This is a genomic window from Microbacterium koreense (assembly GCF_042677105.1).
In the GTDB taxonomy this organism is placed as follows: Bacteria; Actinomycetota; Actinomycetes; order Actinomycetales; family Microbacteriaceae; genus Microbacterium; species Microbacterium koreense.
This window is the reverse complement of sequence record NZ_JBHTIM010000001.1, coordinates 137428-159540: the sequence shown is the minus strand read 5'-3', so window position 1 is coordinate 159540 and position 22113 is coordinate 137428. Positions and strand designations below refer to the sequence as shown.

Annotated in this window: 24 protein-coding genes and 2 pseudogenes; 10 read left to right on the top strand and 16 right to left on the bottom strand. The window is 67.6% G+C overall.

Annotation, left to right across the window (positions count from 1 at the left end; translation table 11 throughout):
- Positions 1-13 precede the first annotated feature (13 nt).
- From paaE to paaA, 5 genes are read right to left on the bottom strand one after another with little or no spacing between them, the layout of a single operon-like run.
- Positions 14-1231: a 1,2-phenylacetyl-CoA epoxidase subunit PaaE gene (paaE, locus tag ACFQZV_RS00660; RefSeq protein ID WP_378753996.1), complete on the bottom strand. Its 1218-nt coding sequence runs from the start codon at positions 1229-1231 to the stop codon at positions 14-16.
- A complete protein-coding gene (paaD, locus tag ACFQZV_RS00655; protein WP_378753994.1) occupies positions 1231-1758 on the bottom strand; it encodes a 1,2-phenylacetyl-CoA epoxidase subunit PaaD in 528 nt (175 codons plus the stop codon). The genes paaE and paaD overlap by 1 nt, the downstream gene beginning before the upstream one ends.
- A 5-nt stretch (positions 1759-1763) precedes the next feature.
- The gene (gene paaC, locus ACFQZV_RS00650) at positions 1764-2624 is read right to left on the bottom strand and encodes a 1,2-phenylacetyl-CoA epoxidase subunit PaaC (protein ID WP_378753992.1); all 861 of its coding nucleotides are present in this window, start codon (positions 2622-2624) and stop codon (positions 1764-1766) included.
- Positions 2621-2926, bottom strand: a complete 306-nt coding sequence (paaB, locus tag ACFQZV_RS00645) for a 1,2-phenylacetyl-CoA epoxidase subunit PaaB (RefSeq protein ID WP_378753990.1) — start codon at positions 2924-2926, stop codon at positions 2621-2623. The genes paaC and paaB overlap by 4 nt, the downstream gene beginning before the upstream one ends.
- Positions 2926-3903 (bottom strand): 1,2-phenylacetyl-CoA epoxidase subunit PaaA, encoded by a 978-nt coding sequence (paaA, locus tag ACFQZV_RS00640; protein WP_378753988.1) that lies wholly within the window; start codon positions 3901-3903, stop codon positions 2926-2928. Before paaA ends, paaB begins: the two co-directional genes overlap by 1 nt.
- A 141-nt stretch (positions 3904-4044) precedes the next feature.
- Here paaA and paaI point away from each other — a divergent pair, with 141 nt between their 5' ends.
- The 4 genes and pseudogenes from paaI to istB all read left to right on the top strand — a co-directional run.
- Positions 4045-4464, top strand: a complete 420-nt coding sequence (gene paaI, locus ACFQZV_RS00635; protein WP_378753986.1) for a hydroxyphenylacetyl-CoA thioesterase PaaI — start codon at positions 4045-4047, stop codon at positions 4462-4464.
- Between the two features lie 19 nt (positions 4465-4483).
- On the top strand, positions 4484-5830 hold the full coding sequence (gene paaK, locus ACFQZV_RS00630) for a phenylacetate--CoA ligase PaaK (RefSeq protein WP_378754002.1): 1347 nt from the start codon (positions 4484-4486) through the stop codon (positions 5828-5830).
- A 534-nt stretch (positions 5831-6364) separates the two neighbouring features.
- Positions 6365-6994, top strand: coding sequence for a TetR/AcrR family transcriptional regulator (locus ACFQZV_RS00625; RefSeq protein WP_378753984.1), 630 nt, complete (start codon positions 6365-6367; stop codon positions 6992-6994).
- Positions 6995-7013: 19 nt separating this feature from the next.
- Positions 7014-7795, top strand: a pseudogene (istB, locus tag ACFQZV_RS00620) (IS21-like element helper ATPase IstB); the annotation flags it as partial.
- Here the strand turns inward: istB and ACFQZV_RS00615 are convergent.
- From ACFQZV_RS00615 to ACFQZV_RS00600, 4 genes are all read right to left on the bottom strand, one after another.
- Complete coding sequence (locus ACFQZV_RS00615) at positions 7776-8150, bottom strand: hypothetical protein (protein WP_378753982.1); 375 nt, start codon at positions 8148-8150, stop codon at positions 7776-7778. The pseudogene istB and the gene ACFQZV_RS00615 sit on opposite strands and share 20 nt — an antisense overlap.
- A gap of 943 nt (positions 8151-9093) precedes the next feature.
- Positions 9094-9321: a hypothetical protein gene (locus ACFQZV_RS00610; RefSeq protein ID WP_378753981.1), complete on the bottom strand. Its 228-nt coding sequence runs from the start codon at positions 9319-9321 to the stop codon at positions 9094-9096.
- Between the two features lie 529 nt (positions 9322-9850).
- The gene (locus tag ACFQZV_RS00605) at positions 9851-10411 is read right to left on the bottom strand and encodes a MerR family transcriptional regulator (RefSeq protein WP_378753979.1); all 561 of its coding nucleotides are present in this window, start codon (positions 10409-10411) and stop codon (positions 9851-9853) included.
- The gene (locus ACFQZV_RS00600) at positions 10404-10637 is read right to left on the bottom strand and encodes a hypothetical protein (protein WP_378753977.1); all 234 of its coding nucleotides are present in this window, start codon (positions 10635-10637) and stop codon (positions 10404-10406) included. The genes ACFQZV_RS00605 and ACFQZV_RS00600 overlap by 8 nt, the downstream gene beginning before the upstream one ends.
- Before the next feature lie 44 nt (positions 10638-10681).
- Between ACFQZV_RS00600 and ACFQZV_RS00595 the strand changes: the two genes are divergently transcribed.
- Together ACFQZV_RS00595 and ACFQZV_RS00590 are read left to right on the top strand one after the other, a co-directional pair.
- Positions 10682-11170, top strand: a complete 489-nt coding sequence (locus tag ACFQZV_RS00595) for a DUF6194 family protein (RefSeq protein ID WP_378753975.1) — start codon at positions 10682-10684, stop codon at positions 11168-11170.
- A pseudogene (locus ACFQZV_RS00590) lies at positions 11167-11369 on the top strand (helix-turn-helix domain-containing protein); the annotation flags it as partial. The gene ACFQZV_RS00595 and the pseudogene ACFQZV_RS00590, both read left to right, overlap by 4 nt.
- Positions 11370-11493: 124 nt before the next feature.
- Here the strand turns inward: ACFQZV_RS00590 and paaZ are convergent.
- The 6 genes from paaZ to ACFQZV_RS00560 all read right to left on the bottom strand — a co-directional run bounded on the left by paaZ (position 11494) and on the right by ACFQZV_RS00560 (position 18617).
- Positions 11494-13569 carry a phenylacetic acid degradation bifunctional protein PaaZ gene (gene paaZ, locus ACFQZV_RS00585; protein WP_378753973.1) on the bottom strand — a complete coding sequence of 692 codons (2076 nt, stop codon included), beginning with the start codon at positions 13567-13569 and terminating at the stop codon, positions 11494-11496.
- Positions 13570-13601: 32 nt separating this feature from the next.
- The gene (locus tag ACFQZV_RS00580) at positions 13602-14462 is read right to left on the bottom strand and encodes a 3-hydroxyacyl-CoA dehydrogenase family protein (RefSeq protein WP_378753971.1); all 861 of its coding nucleotides are present in this window, start codon (positions 14460-14462) and stop codon (positions 13602-13604) included.
- Positions 14459-15202 (bottom strand): enoyl-CoA hydratase/isomerase family protein, encoded by a 744-nt coding sequence (locus ACFQZV_RS00575; RefSeq protein ID WP_378753969.1) that lies wholly within the window; start codon positions 15200-15202, stop codon positions 14459-14461. The genes ACFQZV_RS00580 and ACFQZV_RS00575 overlap by 4 nt, the downstream gene beginning before the upstream one ends.
- Entirely contained in the window at positions 15199-16398 is a 1200-nt protein-coding gene (locus ACFQZV_RS00570) for a thiolase family protein (protein WP_378753967.1), read from the bottom strand. Before ACFQZV_RS00570 ends, ACFQZV_RS00575 begins: the two co-directional genes overlap by 4 nt.
- Positions 16399-16565: 167 nt before the next feature.
- A complete protein-coding gene (locus tag ACFQZV_RS00565; protein ID WP_378753965.1) occupies positions 16566-17885 on the bottom strand; it encodes an MFS transporter in 1320 nt (439 codons plus the stop codon).
- Positions 17886-17993: 108 nt separating this feature from the next.
- Positions 17994-18617 carry a hypothetical protein gene (locus tag ACFQZV_RS00560; protein ID WP_378753963.1) on the bottom strand — a complete coding sequence of 208 codons (624 nt, stop codon included), beginning with the start codon at positions 18615-18617 and terminating at the stop codon, positions 17994-17996.
- Between the two features lie 125 nt (positions 18618-18742).
- Here ACFQZV_RS00560 and ACFQZV_RS00555 point away from each other — a divergent pair, with 125 nt between their 5' ends.
- A complete protein-coding gene (locus ACFQZV_RS00555) occupies positions 18743-20242 on the top strand; it encodes a phytoene desaturase family protein (protein ID WP_378783224.1) in 1500 nt (499 codons plus the stop codon).
- Positions 20242-21015: a hypothetical protein gene (locus ACFQZV_RS00550; RefSeq protein ID WP_378753888.1), complete on the top strand. Its 774-nt coding sequence runs from the start codon at positions 20242-20244 to the stop codon at positions 21013-21015. The genes ACFQZV_RS00555 and ACFQZV_RS00550 overlap by 1 nt, the downstream gene beginning before the upstream one ends.
- Here ACFQZV_RS00550 and ACFQZV_RS00545 read toward each other — a convergent pair.
- Positions 21012-21335, bottom strand: coding sequence for a DUF7882 family protein (locus ACFQZV_RS00545; RefSeq protein WP_378753890.1), 324 nt, complete (start codon positions 21333-21335; stop codon positions 21012-21014). The genes ACFQZV_RS00550 and ACFQZV_RS00545 overlap by 4 nt on opposite strands.
- A 139-nt stretch (positions 21336-21474) precedes the next feature.
- Between ACFQZV_RS00545 and ACFQZV_RS00540 the strand changes: the two genes are divergently transcribed.
- Positions 21475-21774, top strand: coding sequence for a hypothetical protein (locus tag ACFQZV_RS00540; protein WP_378753892.1), 300 nt, complete (start codon positions 21475-21477; stop codon positions 21772-21774).
- Positions 21775-21783: 9 nt separating this feature from the next.
- Complete coding sequence (locus ACFQZV_RS00535; RefSeq protein WP_378753894.1) at positions 21784-22104, top strand: DUF7882 family protein; 321 nt, start codon at positions 21784-21786, stop codon at positions 22102-22104.
- Positions 22105-22113 lie beyond the last annotated feature (9 nt).

The window sequence follows — 22113 nt, the reverse complement described above, 5'->3', positions numbered from 1 at the left end:
TGTCTGCGGCCGGTCAGCCGTCGTAGTCGACGACGACACGCTCGCTCGTGGGGTGCGACTGGCAGGTGAGCACGTAGCCCGCGTCGATCTCGTCCGGCTCGAGCGCGTAGTTCTCGGTCATGCGTACCTCGCCGTCGATGACGCGGGCACGGCAGGTGCCGCACACACCGCCCGCGCAGGCGAACGGGGTGTCGGGGCGCACACGCAGGGCAGCGTTGAGGATCGACTCGTTCGCCGACACCGGCGATTCGACCGTCGACGACTGCCCGTCGAGGGTGAACTCGACCGCGTAGGTCTTCTCACCCTTTTCGATCACGACCGGCCGTGCACTGCGCGGCTCGGCTTTGTCGGCATCCGTCGTGAACAACTCGTAGCGCACGTGCGCAGGATCCACGCCCCGAGCCGCGAGGGTGTCGCGAGCCAACTGCACCAGTTCGAACGGGCCGCACAGGAACCACTCGTCGACGCCCTCGGGGCGCAGCAGCACGTCGAGCATTTCGCCGAGCTTGTCGGCATCGATGCGGCCCGACAGCAGGGGCGCCGTGCGCTGCTCGCGCGAGAGGACGTGATGCACGGCCAGGCGCGACAGGTAGCGGTCCTTCAGCTCGGCGAGTTCTTCGAGGAACATCACGTCGAGGGTCGACCGGTTGGTGTAGACGAGTTCAAACGTCGAGTCCGCCGAGCGGTCGAGGACCGTGTGCGCGAGTGCCATCAGGGGGGTGATCCCGCTTCCTGCGGCGATGCCGACGATGCGACGGCCGTCGAGGTCGTCCAGTGTCGAGGTGAACGTGCCCTGCGGGCTCATGACGTCGAGGACGTCCCCGGCCTTCAGCTCGGTGTTCGCCCAGGTTGAGAAAACGCCGCCGATGTCGCGTTTGATCGCGACCGAGATCGAACCGGGCTCGCCGGTGGCTCCGCGATGGGGAGGGCGGCAGAGCGAATAGCTACGTCGCCGCTCGTGGCCCTCCAATTCGGCGCGCAGCGCGACATACTGCCCCGGCAGGTAGTCGTACTCGTCGACGAGGTCCGCCGGTACGGTGAACGTCACCTCGACCGAATCCGACGTGAGGGGGCGCACCTCCGCGACCTCGAGTGCGTGAAAGCGAGCGCGGCGACGCGGCACACCGGCGGGCGTGGTGCCGCCGACGGTCGAGGCGAGGAAGGCCTCGGCGACGGATTCGTCCGAGTCGGGCAGAGGGGTCGTCGTCGACCCCAGATTGACGGCAGCCATCACAACACCTTGAAGTAGTCGAACGGTTCGAGGCAGTCGAGGCACTCGTAGAGCGCCTTGCACGAGGTGGATCCGAAGCGGGCCAGCTCGCGGGTGCGCAGCGAATCGCAGCGAGGGCACTTCACCGTGAGTGCGACGCGAACGGGACCGCCGGCACGGACGGCGGCGCTCCCGGTCGGGGCCTGGATGCCGTACTCGCGCAGCTTCTCTTTGCCGCTCTCGCTCATCCAGTCGGTGGTCCACGCCGGAGCGAGGACGAGATCGACGGTCACGTCGGTGTAGCCGGCGTGGGTGAGGGCGAGGAGCACGTCATCCCGCATGGCGTCCATCGCGGGGCACCCGCTGTAGGTGGGCGTCAAGGCGACGCGCACCGACCCGTCGTCGTCGACCTCGACGGCTCGCAAGACACCGAGGTCTTCGATCGTCAGCACCGGGATCTCAGGATCGGTGACGGTCGCCGCGACATCCCACGCGGTGCGTGCGCGCTCGTCGTCGGGGCGAGGGCGTGCGACGGATGCCTCAGCCATGGCGATCACCACGAGGCTCCGGGATGCTGGCGGGCGAGCACCTGCATCTCGGCCAACAGCGGACCGAGATGTTCGGTGTGACCACCGGTGCGCCCGCGGCCGGACGCGATGAACGCGGTACGGCCCGTCGGGCGCTCCAGGTCAGCTGCGGTGAAGACCTCGTCGATGGCGGCGTCGAACCGATCACGTAGATGCGACGGCAGAACGGCGACACCGTCGGCGGCGAGGCGCTCGGTGAGTTCGTCGTCTTCGAAGAGTTCGTCGACGTACGGCCACGTGTCGATGATCGCCGTGACCATGCGGCGGCGGGACTCGTCGGTGCCTCCGGCCAGGCGCAGCGTCCACTGCACCGCGTGGTCGCGGTGGTAGTCGACCTCTTTGAGCGACTTGGCGGCGATGGCCGCGAGCGTCGGATCGGTCGACGCCGACAGGTCTCGGTAGAGCTCGATCAGGTAGCACGACACGAACAACTGTCGGGCGATGGTGTGGGCGAAGTCCCCGTTCGGCTGCTCGAACAGCCACGCGTTGCGCCACTCGGGTTCATCGCGCCAGAAGGCCAAATCGTCTTCGGAGCGACCGGTCGCCGACCCCGCGTAGTGCAGCAGCGAACGCGCGTGACCGAGAAGATCGAGCCCGATGTTGCCGAGGGCGACATCTTCTTCGAGTTCGGGCGCACGCGAAATCCACATGCCGAGGTGCTGGGCGAGGATGAGCGCGTCATCACCCAGGCGCAGGGCGTACTCCGCGACATCCGGTGTCGCGACTTCGCCGACGCCGGTGATCCCCGCGCCGGCGAGCTCTTCGGCGAGTTCGACGTCGTCGACCGTCACCTGGCCGTGCACCTCATCGTGCGTCGGTGCGCTCACAGGTGTTTCACCCCTTCGCTCTTTGTGTAGTACACCGCGTGGCGGTAGTTCTTGCCCGACGGGCTCTCGAAGAACGCGCCCTTCGCGTCAGGGTCGCTCGTGGTGACGGCGGCCGCGGGGACCACCCAGATCGACACGCCTTCGTTGCGGCGGGTGTAGACGTCGCGGGCGTTGCGTACCGCCATGTCGGCGTCGGGGGCGTGCAACGACCCGACGTGCACGTGGCTGAGGCCACGATTCGCGCGGACGAACACCTCCCACAGGGGCCACGACTCGGTCGCGTCTTCACCGGGGGTCGCCATCACGCCACCGCCTTCTCGGCCGCGACAGCCTGCTTGCGGGCGTACTCGGCCGCAGCTTCACGCACCCAGGCGCCGTCTTCGTGCGCTTCGCGCCGGCGGCGCAGACGCTCGGCGTTGGCGGGGCCGCGACCGGCGAGCACCTCGTTGAACTCGGTCCAGTCGATCTCGCTCATCTCATAGGTGCCGGACTCTTCGTCGTAGCGCAGGTTCGGGTCGGGCAGCGTGACACCCAGCACCTCGGCCTGCGGGACGAGCATCCCCACGAAACGCTGACGCAGGTCGTCGTTCGAGAACCGCTTGATGTTCCACGCCATCGACTGCGCCGAGTTGGGGGAGTTGTCGTCGGGGGGCCCGAACATCATGAGGCTCGGCCAGTACCAGCGGTCCACTGCATCCTGCGCCATCTGACGCTGCGCGTCGGTTCCCTGCATGAGCTCGAGCAGGATCTCGAAGCCCTGACGCTGGTGGAACGACTCCTCCTTGCAGATGCGCACCATCGCGCGACCGTAGGGGCCGTACGAGGCACGGCACAGCGGAACCTGGTTGCAGATCGCCGCACCGTCGACGAGCCACCCGATCGCGCCCATGTCGGCCCACGTGGGAGTGGTGTAGTTGAAGATCGACGAATAGCGGGCCCTGCCCTCGATGAGCTGCTGCATCATCTCGTCGCGTGTGATGCCGAGCGTCTGCGCGGCGGAGTAAAGATAGAGGCCGTGACCGGCTTCGTCCTGCACCTTGGCCATCAGGATCGCCTTGCGCTTGAGGCTCGGCGCCCGCGTGATCCAGTTCGACTCGGGCTGCATGCCGATGATCTCGGAGTGCGCGTGCTGACTGATCTGGCGGATCAGCGTGCGACGGTACGCCTCCGGCATCCAATCGCGCGGCTCGATACGCGAATCGGCGGCGATGAGTTCGTCGAACTGGGCGCGTTCTGCCTCGGGCTCGACCACGCTCATGTCTGCGGGTGCGGTCATCATCGACTCCTGTGTGTTGGCGGACCGGGCCGGTGGCACTCGATACCCCTCGGCATCCGGTATTACTAACCGAACGTTCAGGTAGTATATGCTGAGTCGCACGCCGGGGCAACGTCCCCTGACGAACTCGATGAGGAGTCGCACATGACGGATGCCGCACCGCCGCAGTCAGTCCCCTCCCGCGCGATGATGGCCAACGACCGCGCCTCCGCTGCGCTGGGGATGACCGTCGAACGAGACGAGCCCGGCCACGCGGTCGTCTCGATGACCGTGCGCGACGATATGACCAACGGGTTCCACATCACCCACGGCGGTCTCGTCTTCGCGCTCGCCGACACGGCGTTCGCGATCGCCTGCAACGAAGACGCTTCCGTCACCGTTGCGGCGGGCGCCGACATCACCTTTCTGAAGTCCACGGTCGCCGGTCAAACCCTGACCGCCACCGCCGTCCGCCGCGTGCGCGCCGGACGCACCGGCCTCTACGACGTCACCGTCGTCGATGAGACCGGCGATGCCGTCGCGGAGTTCCGCGGCCGGTCCTTCACCACCAACCGCACCCACTGACCCACCCGCCACCGAGGAGATCACCGTGTCGACGCCGACCCTCCCGCCCGCACCCCACGCCGCCGCGAGCGGCAACGAACACCTCGACCTCGAGGAGCAGCTCTCGCGCGAGGAGATCGAGTCGCTCCAGCTCGAGCGACTGCAGTGGACCGTGCGGCACGCTTACGAGAACGTGCCGCTGTACACGCGCAAGTTCGACGAGGCGGGCGTCCACCCCGATGACATCCGCACCCTCGCCGACATCGCCAAGATTCCCTTCACCACGAAAGAGGACCTGCGCGAGACCTATCCGTTCGGAATGTTCGCCGTACCGATGGCCGAGGTCGCCCGCATCCACGCCTCGAGCGGCACCACCGGCCGCCCGACCGTCGTCGGCTACACCCGCGGCGACCTCGACCGCTGGGCGTCCCTCATCGCCCGGTCGCTCCGCGCCAGCGGCGTGCGGCCCGGCATGAAGGTGCACAACGCGTACGGCTACGGCCTGTTCACCGGCGGTCTCGGCGCCCACGCCGGCATCGAAGCGCTCGGAGCCACCGTCATCCCGATGTCGGGTGGCCAGACCGCGCGGCAGGTGCAGTTGATCATGGACTTCGAGCCCGACGTGATCCTGTGCACACCGAGCTATCTGCTCACGATCGCCGACGCCATGGTCGAGCAGGGCATCGACCCGCGCTCCACATCGCTGAAGATCGCCGTGCTCGGCGCCGAGCCGTGGACGAACGAGATGCGCCGCGAACTCGAAGAGCGCCTCGACATCGACGCGCTCGACATCTACGGACTTAGCGAGGTGATGGGGCCGGGTGTGGGCAACGAGTGCGTCGAGACCAAGGATGGCCCGCACATCTGGGAAGACCACTTTCTGCCCGAGATCATCGACGGCGAGACGGGCCAGGTGCTGCCGGACGGCGAGAAGGGCGAGCTCGTCTTCACCTCTCTCACGAAGGAGGCCTTCCCGGTGTTGCGTTACCGCACGCGCGACCTCAGCCGCCTGCTGCCGGGAACCGCGCGCCCCGGAATGCGCCGCATCGAGAAGATCACCGGCCGCAACGACGACATGATCATCCTGCGCGGGGTGAACCTCTTTCCCACCCAGATCGAAGAGATCGTGCTCGGCATCGAGAACCTCACGCCGCACTTCGTGCTCGAGCTCACCAAGCAGGGCCGGATGGATGCGCTCACGGTGCGTATCGAGCGGCACCCCGACCTCGCCCTCGAGGTGTGTGAAGCCGCCGGTGCGGTGCTGCGCAAGCGCATCAAGGTGCTGATCGGCACGTCCGTCGAGGTGCGCGTCGAGGAGCCGGGTGCGCTGCCGCGGAGCGAAGGCAAGTACAAGCGCCTCTACGACCTGCGGCGATCGGCCACATGAGTGGAAGGTGCACCCGCCGAGCGCCTGTGGATGGATGCCTAGCGGCCCATTGCTGCCGCAGTATTCTCAGTGCTCACCGCATGCATCTGTGTTTCCAGGATGCGACTGCGACGAATGTTGTCCCGAAGCCTTGACGACCTGGATGGCGAGTAGTGAGACCTTCGGCATGGCGCCGGGGGGCGATTCGCCAGATGCAGGAGTAGATCTGCTGCCGAGCGGACTGAGCGCATCCTGCGTCTTTGTCAGCGCTGATCACTCCCGGTCAGCCGTGGTTCTCATTGCGCCGAGTGAAGAGGCCGGCGCAGACTACGTCGACCAGATTCGCGAGCACCTTCTCGCGACACCTGGGCTCACGCAGGCCACTGATTCCGATGGCGCGTTCGCTTTCACTACGGAGGAAGAAGGCAGGTGGATCTGTCCAACTGCGGCCCGGACAGTTTCTCGCGGATCTCGGCGACGACACGGCGGGCGACGCCGTTGTGATCGTTGCCGAATCCGACATGTAAAGCCTGCGGCGGTGGAAAGATAGGGGCGATGTCTGAGAACGGAACGCTCCGCAGAGGCCGCCCCGGCTATGACCGTCAGGGGATCCTCGACGTCGCCGTCGCCGCCTTCAACCAGTACGGCTACGACGCGACGTCGATGGGAGTGCTGGCGGAGCGGCTCGGACTGTCGAAGTCGGCGATCTACCACCACTTCGCATCGAAGGACGAGATGCTCGACCACGCCCTCGACGATGCGCTGAGCGGTCTCGAGAGGGTCGTCGATGAGACGGATGCCGCGGGCGGACGCGCCGCCGACAGGCTCGACCGCGTGCTGCGCGGCGCCGTCCACGTGCTCGTGGCACAGCTGCCCGAAGTGACCCTGCTGCTGCGGGTGCGCGGCAACACCGATGTGGAACGCCGCGCCCTCGAGCGGCGTCGCGCGTTCGACAAGCGTGTTACCGCGCTGGTCGAAGAGGCGCAACACGAGGGATCACTGCGCACCGACATCGACGCGCGCGTGGTCTCCCGTCTGGCGTTCGGCATGATCAACTCGATCGTGGAGTGGTACCGGCCGGGTGGGCGCGAGAATGCCGACCGGCTGGCCGACGACGTGATCGCGATCGCGCTCGACGGCCTGCGGATGCCGACCTCGAACCGCATCGAAGACTTCTCCGTGTGATCCCGCCCGGCAGGCCGGGCGGGCGGCCGCCGCCGCCGTCGACCAAGCCTGCCGGCGCCTCCGACTCCCCACCATCCGCGCCGTGCTCGACGAAGCAACAACTGCGGCGGAGCGTGAGCAGCTCACCTACCAAGGGTTCCTCGCAGAACTCCTCCTCGCCGAATGCGATGACCGGGACCGGCGTTCCACGATCCGACGCGTTAATGGGGCTGGCTTCCCCCGCCAGAAATGGCTCGGCGACTTCGAATACGAACAGAACCCCAACGTGAACCCCGCCACCATCCATACCCTCGCCACCGCGACTGGATCCGCCGCGGCGACCCGCTCTGCCTCATCGGCGATTCCGGCACCGGCAAGTGTCACCTCCTCATCGGCCTGGGCACCGCGGCGGCGGAGAACGGGTTCAGGGTGAAGTTCACCCTCGCCACCAAACTCGTCAACGAACTCGTCGAAGCCGCCGACGAGAAACAACTCGCCCGCACCATCGCCCGCTACGGACGCGTCGACCTGCTCTGCATCGACGAACTCGGATACATGGAACTCGACCGCCGCGGCGCCGAACTCCTCTTCCAAGTCCTCACCGAACGCGAAGAAAAGGCCTCCGTCGCGATCGCCTCCAACGAATCCTTCTCCGGGTGGACCAAGACCTTCACCGACCCAAGGCTCTGCGCCGCGATCGTCGACAGGCTCACCTCCCACGGCACCATCATCGAAACCGGCACCACCAGCTACCGCCTCGGGCACACCCGGGTGCAGACAATCGCGGAGGGAGTCCAGGGGCCTACTCGTCCTCGGGTGTAACCGGGTCATCGAATGCGACGGGAAAGGCTTCGACGAGATCCGAAGCGACAACTCTTTGGACCATCGATTGTGAACCGCTGATGAAGAGGCTCCGGCCATAGATGTCGTTCCCGACCGCCCAGTCCAGTTCGGGGTGCCACCACCGCATCGGAACTCGGTCGAGCAGCAGCAAGCCCGAAGCAGTGGTCTCCCACACCATCGAATCCCGGCTGGGGGGAAACCGCATTGGTACGCCACCTTCGGGATAGACAACACCTGCATATCCCGTCCACTGCGCAACGTTGACGCGGCTGGAACCATCCACCCCCATCGCGACGAGAAGATTCGCCACCATCTCAGGGTCGGGACTTCCCATGCTTGGCGATGCTCCACCCCCCCAGTCCTCGCCGACGCCGAGGTCCCGCCACTGGAACGAACTGCGGTTCTGAAACTCCACAGGCGCTACATCACGCCACCTCATTGGCTGGCCGCTGGAAGAGCGCGCGGGATTGAGCACCCGCGCTGCCGCGTCGTGAGACGCGCTCACGAACGAGGCGACCAGCCCACCGTGAGGAGCGAGCGAATCCCGAACTCGAGTGACCGTTGACAAATCAAGAAGCATCAATACGGACCCCCCATGAGCCGTTGAGGTGGACGAGGCCATCGCTGTCTTCGCGTTTGGCGACGTAAAGCAGCTGCACGACCGCGATCTTCGCCGTGGTACCCAAATTGACCGTCACTTCAAGCGCATGGTCGTCGCGACATCACCCTTGGCAGGGGGCTCGGTGCTGAGCGTCGCCTCACTTGAGCCGCCTTCGATCGTTGTGAGCGCGTCAGGATCACTTGGTCCGTACCGGAGATCAGAAAAGCCCTCATCCTGGTCCTTCTCGGCCGCTGTCGCCGGTGGGACAGCAGCGATGCTGAGGGTTATCCCGATCGCTACCGCTGCTGCGGCTGAAGTACAGGCTCTAAGCAGACCATGACGCATTCTCGCCTCCGTTGGCTCGTGGGGTTGTCCCCGTCCTTCACCGAAGCTAATCCGCCCCACGAGAATGCACTATCCCCCAAATGGGAGGGCTGGTCCACCTGCCAGTCAGACTGCCCCGAGGTGACGTCCCGATGACGTCGAGATCTCGCTATGGCAGGAAGATAGGGGGTCCAGATCAACCCGTCATGTGGGTCCGATTCGGCTTGACAAGGCCAATGAGGGATGAGCCTTCCGGCTCAGGCCACCAGTTGGCCACTGAAACTGGAACCCATTCCGTGGGGCAGGTCAAGATGCCACCTGCCTGTGCAGCAGTCCCGCTTCGGGCACGACGCTACCGCTGCTCGTCCCGTCCAAATCGCCTCGCCACTAGGCGAATGACGGCAGCAACGAGCGGTTCGTCATCGTGATCCAGTCCGTCGATAAAACGAATGCCACCTCTGGCATCAGCAACAGCCCGGATGTCAAAAGTCGCAAGAACATCGCATGCTCGTTTGGCATAGTCCTGGACAGAAAGTTCGCGCGACGTACGAACAGGAATACCCTCGGTGAGGTCGCTCACGGCTGCTCCTCAGAAAGCGGGGTTTCCCCGATCCTCGAAATCCCTCCGGTCGTACATCCGTCACTCTGAGTGAGAATGTTGCCGGCACTCTCGATCGTCCAACTCACTGACCGTGATGAATACCTGTAGTAGTGGATAAGGCTCGTTGGGGATGTATATACCAGCGCGCCACTCTGACGGAACTTCATCGTCGCTGGATTCTGAAGGTCGGCACGCACGTACACAACTTGCCCAACAGGGCAGGTCTTGGAGCCGCTCGCAGTTTCCGTTGCGGCGTGTGCCGGGAGCGTTCCGGTCAACGCTAGGAGAGTAGCAACCGTTCCTGCGGTGAGTACGTGTATGAGACGCCGTTGCATTGCTCTCCTTCAGCCCTGCTGTGACGGTAGTGCCGAAGTCTTCCACTCTCGGGACATGCTGGCAAGAAGAGAAGGAGGTGGGAACCCAGCCGGTCGCGCAGCTCGCCAGAGGCGATCAACGACCGGCTCGAGCACCTCCGCGGATCCGCGCTCGGCTTCCGCAACCTCACCCACTACATCGCGCGTCCGCTGCTCGAAGCCGGCGGCTTCAGACCCGCGCTACACCCTCGATCGTGAAGAGCCCTCAATAGGTCCGCGAGGTCCGTGCCAGCGCGAAGGAGCGCGGCGGAGCGCGCCGCGGTGCTCTGCAGCCTGTCCTGGAGGGCCTCGCGTGCATCGCCGGTGTCACCGAGTTCTCGCAGCGATGTCATGACGGCACGGACGGCCGGGATGCGATATCCGCCGGCGCGGAGGGCTGTGACGATCCGGGCGTCGCTGACTGCCGTGGGCGGGTATCGACGCGCGCCGAGGGGTTGGTCCCGATCTGGGGTGATGAGCCCCTGACGCTCCCAGAAGCGGAGAGTGGACGAGCGCACCCCGAGGGCAGCGGAGAGTTCGGTGATGCTCATCGTGTCGGTCGGCGCCGAGGGCGCGTCGTGGGCTCCTTCCTCCATGATCGCTTCCAAGGCGCTGAGCGCGGCGATGGTGTCGCTGCGGGCGCGGGCGAGGTCGACGTGCAGCGCGACGATGTGGGCGATGGCTTCGTCGAACGGCAGATGACGTATCTCACGCATCGTCGCGCGGGCGACCACGGGACCAACTGCGATCGCCAGCTGACGGGTACGAGCGCAGCGCGATGGCGTGGGTGCCGGTGAACTGTCGGTATCCGTTGGGCTGCCGCAGCGCGGGCGGTATCACGCCAAGGTGCTCGAGGTCTCTCACCTGCTGGACTGAGTAGCCGGAGGCGTCGGCGAGATGACTCGTCGAGTAGCGCGCTACATCGTTGACGTGAGCATCCATCAGGCACCAACCCTCCACAAGCACTTCACGTTCACACTCGAACCATGACTATGGAAGAGATTCTGGCCGAACTCCGCACCTACGACGGTCTACTCGAGCTCGCTCCCCTGCCCGAGAGCACGCATCCGGAGGTCTCGTGGGGCGACCACTTCTTCTACTACGCCCCGGACGGGCTCGTGCCCCGCAACCGCCAGCCCTACGCAACGATCGTGATCAAGGACTACCCCGACGACGCCAAGTCTCGCCTCGACGACGATGATCGCTGGCGGCTCAACATTCACGTCGGACCAGCAGTGTTCACCGAGCTGTTGGGATACCCACCCGAGCAGAGCGACGGTAGCGACACGGACTACAGCACCACCGACGCGTTCCTCCCGCACCCCCTCTATGGCGCATACGGGTGGGTGTGCATCGTGAACCCCGGGAGCGCAACCATCTCCCGCGCGCTTGCGGCGCTCCGCATCGCGCACCAAGATGACCGGCGGCGAGTCGAACGCCGGCAGGGCCGGACTGACGTGTCGCGAGCCGAATGAGCATCAAGGTTCACCAGAATGCGCCCCCAACGATTGAGGGTCGGCAGCGGCTTGTCGAGCGTTGCCGCAGGCGTCCGATTGCGCACGTCGCGCGGAGATGGGCATCTCCCGCGCGACCGCATCGAAGCGGGTCAATCGGTACCAAACGCTCGGTGCGATCGGTCTCCTCGACCGCTCCTCGACACCGCTCCGCCGGCCTGGCGGACAGCCGCCCGCATCGGGTTGGGGTCGCCTCCCCACTGATGGCCGGTGCGAGACGCGACTATCCCCCGACCGTCTCTGATCCCGCCCCGCGCGCCGGGCGGAATCAGACACGGCCCATGTCAGGCGAGCTGGGCTTCGCGGGTCTTCGCCACGAGCGTCAGCACGTCGTAGGTCGCGACGAGTTCGTCGTCCTGGTTCTTCAGGACCGCGTCCCAGCGCACCTCGCCGTACTCGTCGGTCTCGCGCGGCGAGATCTGCTTCGCCGTCAGTTCGACGCGGATCGCGTCGCCGGGCGAGACCGGCGTGACGAACCGCAGGTTCTCGAGGCCGTAGTTGGCGAGCACCGGGCCGGGTGCGGCATCCACGAACAGACCGGCCGCCCACGACACGAGCAGGTAGCCGTGCGCGACACGTCCCGGGAAGAACGGGTTGGCGGCTGCGGCTTCTTCGTCCATGTGCGCGTAGAACGTGTCACCGGTGAAGTTCGCGAACGTCTCGATGTCTTCCAGAGACACCGTGCGCGATGCCGACACGATCTGGTCGCCGATCCGCAGCTCGGCGAGCGACTTGCGGAAGGGGTGCTCGCCTTCGGCGCGCGCGCCGGCGCCCGCGTGCCACACGCCCGTGAGCGCCGTGAGCATCTCGGGCGACCCCTGCACCGCGGTGCGCTGCATGTGATGCAGCACGGCGCGGATACCGCCGAGCTCTTCGCCGCCGCCGGCGCGACCGGGGCCGCCGTGCACGAGGTTCGGGAGCGGTGAACCGTGGCCGGTCGAGGTGCGGGCGTCATCACGGTCGAGGAACAGCATCCGTCCGTTGTAGGCGGCGATGCCGGTCGCCAGTGCCACGGCGACCTCCGGGTCGTGCGTGGCGACACTGGTGACGAGCGATCCGCCACCGCGCGAGACGAGGTCGGCGGCCTCGGCGACGGCGGAGTAGCCCACGATCGAGGCGACGGGTCCGAAGGCCTCCACCTCGTGGAGGGCGGCGGCATCCGCATCCGCGAAGCGCAACAGTACGGGCGAGACGAAGGCGCCCTCGTCGGTCGCGGCGGTCGATCCGTCGGCAAGGCGCACTTCGGGGGCGTCGGTCGAACCGACGACCACCTCGCCGCCGGCCTCTTGCAGCCGGCGCACCTGTCGGAGCACCTCATCGCGCTGATCGAGCGAGGCGAGAGGACCCATCGTGACGCCCTCCGCGCGCGGGTCGCCGAGCACGACGCGCTCTTCGATGCGGGTGCGCACGGCATCGATGACGGCATCGACGGATGCCGTGGGCACGATCGCACGTCGGATCGCGGTGCACTTCTGGCCCGCCTTGGTCGTCATCTCGGCGACGAGCTGCTTGACGTACGCGTCGAACTCGGGGGTGCCGGCGACGGCATCGGTTCCGAGCACACTCGCGTTGATCGAGTCGGTCTCGCTCGTGAAGCGGACGCCGCCGGTCTGCACGGCATCGTGCGAGCGCAGGCGCTCCGCCGTCGACGCCGAGCCGGTGAAGGCGACGAGATCGCCCAGGCGCAGGTTGTCGAACAGGGTGGGGACACTGCCCGAGACGAGCTGGAGCGAGCCGGCCGGCAGCAGGCCCGATTCGACGAGGATCCGCACGAACGCCTCGCTGAGGTATCCGGTCGGCGTCGCCGGCTTGACGACGGTCGGCACTCCCGCGAGGAAGGCGGGAGCGAACTTCTCAAGCGAACCCCACACGGGAAAGTTGAAGGCGTTGATCTGCACGGCGACACCGGGCAGGCGGGTATAGATATGCCGGCCGAGGAACGAGCCGTCCTTCGAGAGCTGCTCGACGTCGCCGTCGACGAACACCTTCGCGTTCGGCATCTCGCGGCGGCCCTTGCCCGAGTAGGCGAAGAGCACGCCGATGCCGCCGTCGATGTCGACCCACGAATCGGCCTTGGTCGCGCCGGTGCGACTGGACAGGGCGTACAGCTCGTCCTTGCGCTCGGTGAGGGCCAGCGCCATCTGCTTGAGCAGCACCGCGCGCTGGTGGAAGGTGAGGTCGCCGAGCGATGCCTGTCCGGTCGTGCGGGCGTATTCCAGTGCGGCCGCCAGATCGAGGCCCTCGGTCGACACCCGCGTGACGACCTCGCCGGTCGACGCGTCGCGCACATCGACGGCAGTGGCATCGTCGCCGGGCGTCCACCATGCATCGCGGATATAGCTGGGCAGGATTTCGGTCATGTCATCTCCTCGTTCAGGGGTCGACGCACGCGTCATTGCGCGTCCCAGGTGTAGAAGCCGCGGCCGGACTTTCGCCCGAGGTCGCCGTCGGCGACCATGCGACGCAGCAGAGCAGGGGGTTCGAATCGTTCACCGAGGGTCGAAGCGAGATACTCGGCGATACCGAGGCGCACATCGAGGCCGACGAGGTCGGTGAGCTTCAGAGGCCCGATCGGATGCTTGTAGCCGAGCGTCATCGCCGCGTCGATGTCTTCGGCGCTCGCGACTCCGGATTCGAGCATGCGGATCGCCTCGAGGCCCAGTGTGAGACCCAGCCGAGATGAGGCGAAGCCGGGGGCATCGGCGACGACGATCGGAGTCTTGTCGATGGCGGTGACCCACCCGCGGGCATCGTCGATGAGGTCGGGCGCGGTCTGTGCGCCGCGGACGATCTCGACGAGCGTGGATGCGGGTACGGGGTTGAAGAAGTGCATGCCCAGCAGATGCTGCGGACGCTCGAGCACCGCGGCGAGTTCATCGATCGAGATCGACGAGGTATTGGTGGCGAGGGCGGCATCGGCCGCCATCGCGGCTTCGGCGCGCGTGAGCGCGTCGATTTTGAGGCCGACGTCTTCGGGAACGGCCTCGACCACGAGGCCGCACGCGGCGAACGCCGCGACGTCGGTACCGGTGGTCAGTCGCGCCGCATACGAGGCCTGGTCGTCCGACGCTGTGCCGCGCGCGATCGAGGCGGCGACGGCATCCATCACACGAGCGGATGCCGCGGCCGCAGAGGCGTCATCACGCTCGACGACGGTGACGTGCGAGCCGGCGAGCAGGAACGCGTGGGCGATACCGGCGCCCATGCGGCCACCGCCGAGCACGCCCACGGCTGCGGGTGCAGAAGGGGTCATCGGGACTTCCTCTCGAGGAACTCGGTCATGCGCCGGAACTTCTCGGGGCTCTCGAACAGCTCCGCCTGTTCGGTGAGATCGGCGTCGGGGTGCGACGCACGCGGCATCCGGAACACACGTTTGGTCGCCATCGTGGCGGCCGGGTCGTTGCGCGCGATGCGGTCGGCGATGCGGTGGGCGGCGGGGAGCAGGTCGTCGGGTTCGTGCAGGCTCGAGACGAGGCCGATGGCGAGAGCTTCATCGGCGTCGACGGTGCGCCCGGTGAGCAGCAACTCCGCCGCGCGGGCGTCGCCGACGATCTCTTTCAGGCGCCAACTCGCTCCGGCGGCGGCGAGGATGCCGAGCCCGGTCTCGGGGTTGCCCATCTTCACCGTGGCGGTTCCGATGCGGATGTCGGCGGCATAGGCGAGTTCGGCCCCGCCGCCCAGCGCGTAGCCGTCGAGCGCCGCGATGACGGGCATCGGAAGCTCGGCGATGCGGATGAAGGCGTGGGCGTTGATGCCGCGCAACGCGTCGGCTGCCCGCCGCTCCCGCAGCTGTGCGATGTCGGCGCCCGATGCGAACACACCGTCGGCTCCGGTGAGAATGAGGATGCGCGGTTCGGCCTCGAGCTCGGCGCACAACTCGTGCAGCGCGTCGATCGTGGCCTGATCGATGGCGTTGCGGCGGGCGGGGCGATCGAGGGTCGCGACCACGCGGTCGTCGCCGCGCTCGATGCGCAGGGGTGCGGGTTCGGTCATGCCATCCGCTCCACGATGACGGCGGAGCCCTGACCGACACCGACGCACATCGTCGCGAGCCCGTAACGGGAGTCTTCCCGTTCCATGCGTCCGAGGAGCGTCACGACCAGCCTCGCGCCGGAGGATCCCAGCGGGTGCCCGAGGGCGATGGCCCCTCCGTCGACGTTGACGCGGTCGGAGTCGAGACCGAGGCGCCGCATCGAGGCGAGGGACTGTGTGGCGAATGCCTCGTTCAGTTCGATCGAACCGAGGTCGTCGACGCTGAGGCCCGAGCGACGCAACGCCTTCTCCGTGGCGGGAACGGGCCCGAGGCCCATGATCTCGGGGGCGAGCCCCGCGCTCGCGCCGACGACGATCCGCGCCCGCGGGGTGAGTCCGTACCGTTCGACGGCCTCGGCGCTGGCGACGAGGATCGCCGAGGCGCCGTCGTTGAGCGAGCTGGAGTTTCCTGCCGTCACGACCGACCCGCCCGCCACGACGGGGCGCAGACCCGCGAGGGCTTCGAGGGTGGTTTCGGGGCGGGGCCCTTCGTCGACGGTGACCTCACCGCGGGCGGTGGGCACGCCGACGATCTCGGCCTCGAACCGGCCAGCGGCGATCGCTGCGGCGGCGCGCTGTTGCGACCGCAGCGCGAACGCGTCGGCCTCTTCGCGGGTGATCCCGTCGACGCGCGCGACTTCTTCGGCGGTCTCGGGCATCGAGAAGGTGGCCTTGTCGCGGGCGAGCAGCGTCGGGTTGGGGAAGCGCCACCCGATCGAGGTGTCGTACGCCTCGCCGGGCTTCGCCCACGCCTTGGCCGGCTTGGCCTGCACCCAAGGTGCGCGGGTCATGGATTCGACGCCACCGGCGACGATCAGGTCGGCATCTCCTGCGCGCACGGCCTGTGCGGCCATGGTGATCGCCGACATGCCCGAGGCGCACAGGCGGTTGACGGTGATGCCGGGAACCGAGTCGGGGAGTCCTGCCAGCAGGACCGACATCCGGGCGACGTTGCGGTTGTCTTCGCCGGCCTGATTGGCGGCGCCGAGGATCACCTCGTCGATGTCAGCGAGTGCTCCGGCGGCGGTGAGTCCCGTACGGGCGGCGAGCTCGCCGACGACGATCGAGGCGAGATCATCGGGGCGGACCGAGGCGAGGGCGCCACCGTAGCGGCCGACGGGCGTTCGGACGCCTCCGACGAGATAGGCCTCGGGCATGCGTGCTCCTGACGTCGCTGTCGAGTGGGGGGCGCCGGTCAATACTGACCGATCGTTCGGAAAGTAAGTATGCCATGCCGACGCACCTCCCGCCACCGATCACAGACGGCGGGTGGACGCGAAGATGCCCCGGACACGCGGGGTGGCCGGGGCATCCGCACTGCAGGTCAGTCGAGCAGGTTCCGACCCTTGGTCTCTTTGACCAGCGAGACGCCGATCAGTGAGATCACCGAAGCGATCGCGATGTAGAGTCCGATCGTCCACGAGGCGCCTGTGGCGCTGAACAGCGCTTCGGCGATCATGGGGGCGAACGCGCCACCGAGGATCGCGCCGAGCGCGTAGCCGATCGACACTCCCGAGTAGCGCACGCTCGCCGGGAACATCTCGGCGTACAGCGCTGCCTGCGGGCCGTACGAGAGGCCGAGGCCGAGAGTCATGACGAACAGGGCCACGAAGTACCAGACGATGTTGGCGCTGTCGATGAGGAACCACATCGGGATCGCCCAGACGGCCAACAGGATGTAACCGATCTGGAAGGTGCGCACGCGTCCCCATCGATCCGAGATCGCGCCGCCGAACAGGGTGAAGGCGAGCCAGCCGAACGACGAGAGTGTCGTGGCCAGGAGCACGGTCGGGCGGTCCATGCCGAGACGGGTGACTGCGTACGTCGCGAAGAAGGCGATCAAGAGGTACCCGGCGGCGTTGTTCGCGATGAAGATCACGGCCGTGAGGATGACGTTCTTGGAGTTGTGGCGGAAGAGTTCACCGAGAGGAGCCGACGACTCCTTGCGGCGCCGCATGAGCTCCTCGAATACCGGGCTCTCCTCCACCGCGCGGCGGATCAGGTAGCCGACGACGATAAGAACGATCGACAGCAGGAACGGGATGCGCCACCCCCACTCGAGGAATGCCTCAGCCGACATCGACGAGGTCAGCACCCACAGCGTGAAGGTCGCGAGGATCATGCCGATCGGCACGCCGATCTGCGGGAACGCGCCGAAGAAGCCGCGCTTGGCGTTGGGGGCGTGTTCGACGGCCATGAGGGCCGCGCCGCCCCACTCGCCACCTGCCGAGAATCCCTGCAGGATGCGCAGGAAGATCAGCAGAATCGGGGCGGCGACGCCGATTGCGGCGTACGTCGGGAGAACACCGATGAGTGCGGTCGCGAGCCCCATCGTGATGAGCGTGAAGACCAGCATCTTCTTGCGGCCGATCCTGTCGCCGAGGTGACCGGCGACGACCGCGCCGAGCGGGCGGAACAAGAACGAGATTCCGATCGTCGCGAACGACAGGATCTGCGCGAGTGCGGGGCTCTGCTCGGCGAGCGGTGCGAGGAAGAGCGGGGCCAGCACGAGGCCGGCGGCCTGGGCGTAGATGAAGAAGTCGTACCACTCGATCGAGGTGCCGACGAGAGTGCCGGCGAGTACCTTGCGTTCTTCGGTGGACATCCGCTGAGGCTTTGCGGCATCGGTGACGTCAGTCGTCATTCGAACTCCGTTGTTCTGAGAGGTGGTGCGCGAGGATTACTGACCGATTGGTCGGTCAGGAATGAAAGCGTACCCCAGCCTCGGTCCGAACGGAACCCAGGACCGCGATCAGATTCTTATCGGGAACGTCGCCATGATCGTGATCCCGACGACCGCGACCACGATGGCCATCGACAGCAAGGCCCGACCCGCCCAGACCGGAAGGTCACGTTGTGACATCGCGGTGAGGAACAGCACCAAGGCGAACAACACCGTCAGCAGCGTGTAGTTGTCGCCGTTCTGGTTGTTCTCCAACGCCTCGGCGAACTTCGCGTCCGCGCGCTCACCGAGCTCGGCGGCCTCGACCGTTCCCGGGGGCTGGTACTCCGGCATCACGAACGGGCCGAGCGCGGTGCGTCCCCCGGCATCCCACGCGTCGAACGCGATCGCGAACTCCGGCGAGAACCGCGCTTCGATGAACTCGCGCAGCTGGGTGTCGTCGTCCTCGGCTGCGAGCACCCACTGCGTCCAGATCGTCAGGTCGTACTGACGCGCGTCGCGGGCTTCTCCGTCGGCGGCGACCGCTTGCACGCGTGCGCTCGATGCCTGGCTGAACGCGATCGACATCTCGCCGCCCCATTTCGAGGCTTCGAAGCCACACCACGCGGTCAGGACCGCGGTGATCGACAGCACGAAGACCGCCGCCATGTCGAAGATGCGCTGGCGGCGCTCCTCGCGATCGTTGTGGACCACAGTGTTCTCCGGGGGAATGGGGGACGGATCAGACAGGATCAGCATGACCCCCGCGCGCCCCCGCGACAAGCACATTCGAGAGTGATTCGCCCCGCGCGGCCGGGTAGAGGTGTCAGGGTGGTCGTATGCCCTCGGACGCGGTCGATGCGACGGTGGTCGGCTCGGGCCCCAACGGGCTCGCCGCCGCCGTCACCCTCGCCCGCGCCGGTCTGCGAGTCGTCGTCTACGAATCGGCTGCCCAGCCCGGGGGCGGGGCGTCGACGAGCGCCCTCACGCTGCCGGGGTTCGTTCACGACGTCTGCTCCGCGGTGCACCCCCTCGCGTTCGAGTCCCGTTTCTTCCGCGCGTTCGGGCTGGCCGAGCGCGTACCGTTCGTCACGCCCGACGCCTCTTTCGCCCACCCGCTCGACGGGGGGCGCGCCGGAATCGCGTACCGAGACCTCGACCGGACCGCTGCATCGCTCGGCCGCGACGGTCGCGCCTACACCGCGCTCCTGAGGCCCCTCATCGATCGGGCGCGCCGCGTCGCCGAGTTCACCGGGGCGCCGCTCGTGCGCGTTCCCGACGACCCCGCGACCGCGGCGATCCTGGCCGCACGGGCAGCCGAGCAAGGCACGCCGCTGTGGAACATCCGCTTTCGCGGCGACGTCGCACCGGCGCTTCTCGCCGGCGCCGCCGCGCACGCCATCCTGCCGGTGCGGAGCCTCGCCGCCGCGGGCGCAGGTCTGGCGCTCACCACCTACGCGCACGCGCGCGGGTGGCCGATCCCGATCGGCGGCAGCGGGGCGATCTCCGGTGCCCTCGTCGACGACCTCACCCGCCACGGCGGAGAGATCGTGACGGGGTATCGCGTGACCGACCTCGCGGAGCTGCCCGCATCCCGCGTCGTGCTCTTCGACGTCACGCCTCACGCTTTCGCGTCGATCGCCGGTGACCGGCTGCCCGAGCGTTATCGACGCACGCTCGGCCGCTTTCGCTACGGCAACGGAGTCGCCAAGGTCGACTTCGCGTTGTCTGCACCCGTGCCATGGGCCCAGGCGGCCGTGGGAAAGGCGGCCGCAGTGCACGTCGGCGGCTCCCGCGACGAGATCGCCGCGGGGGAGCGTGACATCGCCCGAGGGCGGATGCCGCGCTCTCCGTACGTGCTCGCCTCGCAACCGTCGGTGTGGGACCCGTCGCGGGTGCCCGCCGGGCGGCACACTCTGTGGACGTACACGCATGTTCCCGCCGGATCGGACGTGGACCGTCGCGAGGCCGTCATCGCCCAGATCGAGCGGTTCGCACCCGGGTTCCGCGACACGATCCTGGCCGTCTCATCGCGCACCGCTACCGAGATCGCCCGCCACAACGCCACCATGCCCTTCGGTGACATCGCGGCGGGCATCCCCGACCTGCGCGGACTCGCCCGGCGGCCGGTCATGGGTCCGGCCCCGTGGCGTACCCCGGCGGACGGTCTGTATCTCTGTTCGGCGTCGACGGCGCCCGGGCCCGGTGTGCATGGCTTGGCGGGGTGGTATGCCGCGCTCTGCGCGCTGCGCGACCGGTTCGGCGCCACGCGGGCCCCCGACCTGTCGCCCGATATCGGTGAGCGCGCCTCGGGTCCGTCGGTGGCAGGATGGCGATGATGTCCGAGGGTGTCGACGAGGAGCTGCGGGTTCTGCGAGAGCGCGCCTACGGGCCGAAGGCCGACATCCACGACGACCCGAGCGCGCTTGCGCGCCTTCACGAACTCGAGATCACGGACGCCTCGACGAAGTCTGCGCCGCGCACGCACGGAGACGACGTGCAGGACCTCGCCGCATCCGATCGTGCGGCGGAGGAGCCGTCTGAACCGGAACACGTCGACTCTGTCGTGCAAGAAGCGGCGCCGGCGGAAGAGGTGGTGCCGGCAACCGCGCCGCGCGACGGCTTGCGGCTGTGGCGCTGGACGCTGTCGCGCCGGCGGGTGATGTGGCTCTGGGCCGGCTCGCTCGTCGTGGCACTTGTCGCCGGCGCGGCGATCTGGTCGGCGGTCATGCAGCCGCGGGGGCATGTCGCGACGCTGGAGGAGGACTCGACCACTCCGTGGCTCGAGGACTACTTCGGCGCGCGCCCGGACGGCGCCCGCATGACCGAGGAGTTCCACGGGATCGTCGCCGTCGTCATGCCCGACGGCTGGATGGCGGGCGCGGAGACCCCGTGCATGTACCTGGCGCTGAGTGACCGGGGTCGTGACAGCCAGTCGAACGTCGTTCTCGATGCCGCCTGCACCGCGGGGTCATTCCCCGCGACGGTCGCGGTACTCGTGAGTGAGGGGATGCCGCAGGACCTGCTGGACCATTACGACGTCGGCACGGCGCTGGCGTTCGTTCTGACCGGCGATGCGGTCGAGGTCTACGCCGACGGTGGAGCGGGCTAGGACGGCACCTCGACCGGGCCCGTGCCGAAGTGCTCGGCGACGAGCACGATGCCGCCCGACGAGTGGGCGGAGTTGGCGAGTTCTTCGAGCCATTCTCGACTCAGCTCGGGGGCGTCGGCCTCGTCGAACGTGAACCGCAGGGGGATCGACGGGTGCAGCCAGATCGTGGAGCGTCCGCCATCGTCGTCGGGGTGCTTCCATGACACGGTGAAGCTCTCACCGCGGCGCAGCTTCGTGGCGATGACGACCTTCAGATGCGCCAGCGCGCGATCTTCGATGTCGATCGGCGTCGCTTCACCGCCGTAATAGATTTTGCCCACGCGCCCAGAGTAGACGCAGATGATCGGCCGGGGGTACCAAAGCGGGCCACCGCGGTCAACCCGTTCGTCGGTGAGGCATCTCGTGCGACGCTGGACGAACCAGAGCGACTCGGAGACGCCGCGACGTCGGGGGGTAACGATGAAGGATGTGGTCATCCACGGAACGCGGCTACTCACGACCGACGAAGTCGCCGACTCGCTCCTGGACTATGCGCGGGTGCTGAACGAGTTCCATCGCGCCGACACGGTGCGGTTCCCGGCGGTGGTCGACGGATCTCCGCGGGATACCGCGCTCGCCCTCGGCGCCCACGCGCCACTCGTCGTGATCGACGCGCCCGAAGCCCTTCCCGTCCGCCTGCGCGGCGCCGGTGAAGCGGCGATGGACATCCGACGCCGCACGGCGATTCTCGACGATACCGGGAGCGTCATCGCCCAGTAGGCTCGCGGCATGGGCAGGTTCATCTACGACACGATGGCGAACTCGGTCGAACTCGAGGACCGCACGCTGGCGCACCTGCGCATCGTCATCATGAACAAGCTCCGCCGGTCGGAGCCGTTCATGTTCGACGTCGAACTCGGTGACGGCACCGGGCGGCGCAGCTTCTGGATCCACCCCGCCGTCCCGATCCAGTTGCAGTTCCACGGTACGCGGCACCCCCGCATCAATCGTGCGTGGATCGACGAACTCATGCTTGCCGCCTCCGGCCCGAACGGGCTCACCGTCGTCCCCGAGCCACCCGAGCCTGTCGTCCCGCCGGCCGAGCAGTGACCCCGCGCG

Coding starts and splice junctions, on each gene's coding strand:
- ACFQZV_RS00600 (WP_378753977.1), bottom strand. CDS start 10,637: ATGGATGCTCACGTCAACGATGTAGCGCGCTACTCGACGAGTCATCTC.
- paaB (WP_378753990.1), bottom strand. CDS start 2,926: ATGGCGACCCCCGGTGAAGACGCGACCGAGTCGTGGCCCCTGTGGGAG.
- paaA (WP_378753988.1), bottom strand. CDS start 3,903: ATGATGACCGCACCCGCAGACATGAGCGTGGTCGAGCCCGAGGCAGAA.
- ACFQZV_RS00605 (WP_378753979.1), bottom strand. CDS start 10,411: ATGCGTGAGATACGTCATCTGCCGTTCGACGAAGCCATCGCCCACATC.
- ACFQZV_RS00625 (WP_378753984.1), top strand. CDS start 6,365: ATGTCTGAGAACGGAACGCTCCGCAGAGGCCGCCCCGGCTATGACCGT.
- ACFQZV_RS00595 (WP_378753975.1), top strand. CDS start 10,682: ATGACTATGGAAGAGATTCTGGCCGAACTCCGCACCTACGACGGTCTA.
- ACFQZV_RS00580 (WP_378753971.1), bottom strand. CDS start 14,462: ATGACCCCTTCTGCACCCGCAGCCGTGGGCGTGCTCGGCGGTGGCCGC.
- paaZ (WP_378753973.1), bottom strand. CDS start 13,569: ATGACCGAAATCCTGCCCAGCTATATCCGCGATGCATGGTGGACGCCC.
- ACFQZV_RS00555 (WP_378783224.1), top strand. CDS start 18,743: ATGCCCTCGGACGCGGTCGATGCGACGGTGGTCGGCTCGGGCCCCAAC.
- ACFQZV_RS00540 (WP_378753892.1), top strand. CDS start 21,475: ATGAAGGATGTGGTCATCCACGGAACGCGGCTACTCACGACCGACGAA.
- ACFQZV_RS00615 (WP_378753982.1), bottom strand. CDS start 8,150: ATGGGAAGTCCCGACCCTGAGATGGTGGCGAATCTTCTCGTCGCGATG.
- ACFQZV_RS00565 (WP_378753965.1), bottom strand. CDS start 17,885: ATGACGACTGACGTCACCGATGCCGCAAAGCCTCAGCGGATGTCCACC.
- ACFQZV_RS00550 (WP_378753888.1), top strand. CDS start 20,242: ATGTCCGAGGGTGTCGACGAGGAGCTGCGGGTTCTGCGAGAGCGCGCC.
- paaD (WP_378753994.1), bottom strand. CDS start 1,758: ATGGCTGAGGCATCCGTCGCACGCCCTCGCCCCGACGACGAGCGCGCA.
- paaE (WP_378753996.1), bottom strand. CDS start 1,231: ATGGCTGCCGTCAATCTGGGGTCGACGACGACCCCTCTGCCCGACTCG.
- ACFQZV_RS00575 (WP_378753969.1), bottom strand. CDS start 15,202: ATGACCGAACCCGCACCCCTGCGCATCGAGCGCGGCGACGACCGCGTG.
- paaI (WP_378753986.1), top strand. CDS start 4,045: ATGACGGATGCCGCACCGCCGCAGTCAGTCCCCTCCCGCGCGATGATG.
- ACFQZV_RS00535 (WP_378753894.1), top strand. CDS start 21,784: ATGGGCAGGTTCATCTACGACACGATGGCGAACTCGGTCGAACTCGAG.
- ACFQZV_RS00570 (WP_378753967.1), bottom strand. CDS start 16,398: ATGCCCGAGGCCTATCTCGTCGGAGGCGTCCGAACGCCCGTCGGCCGC.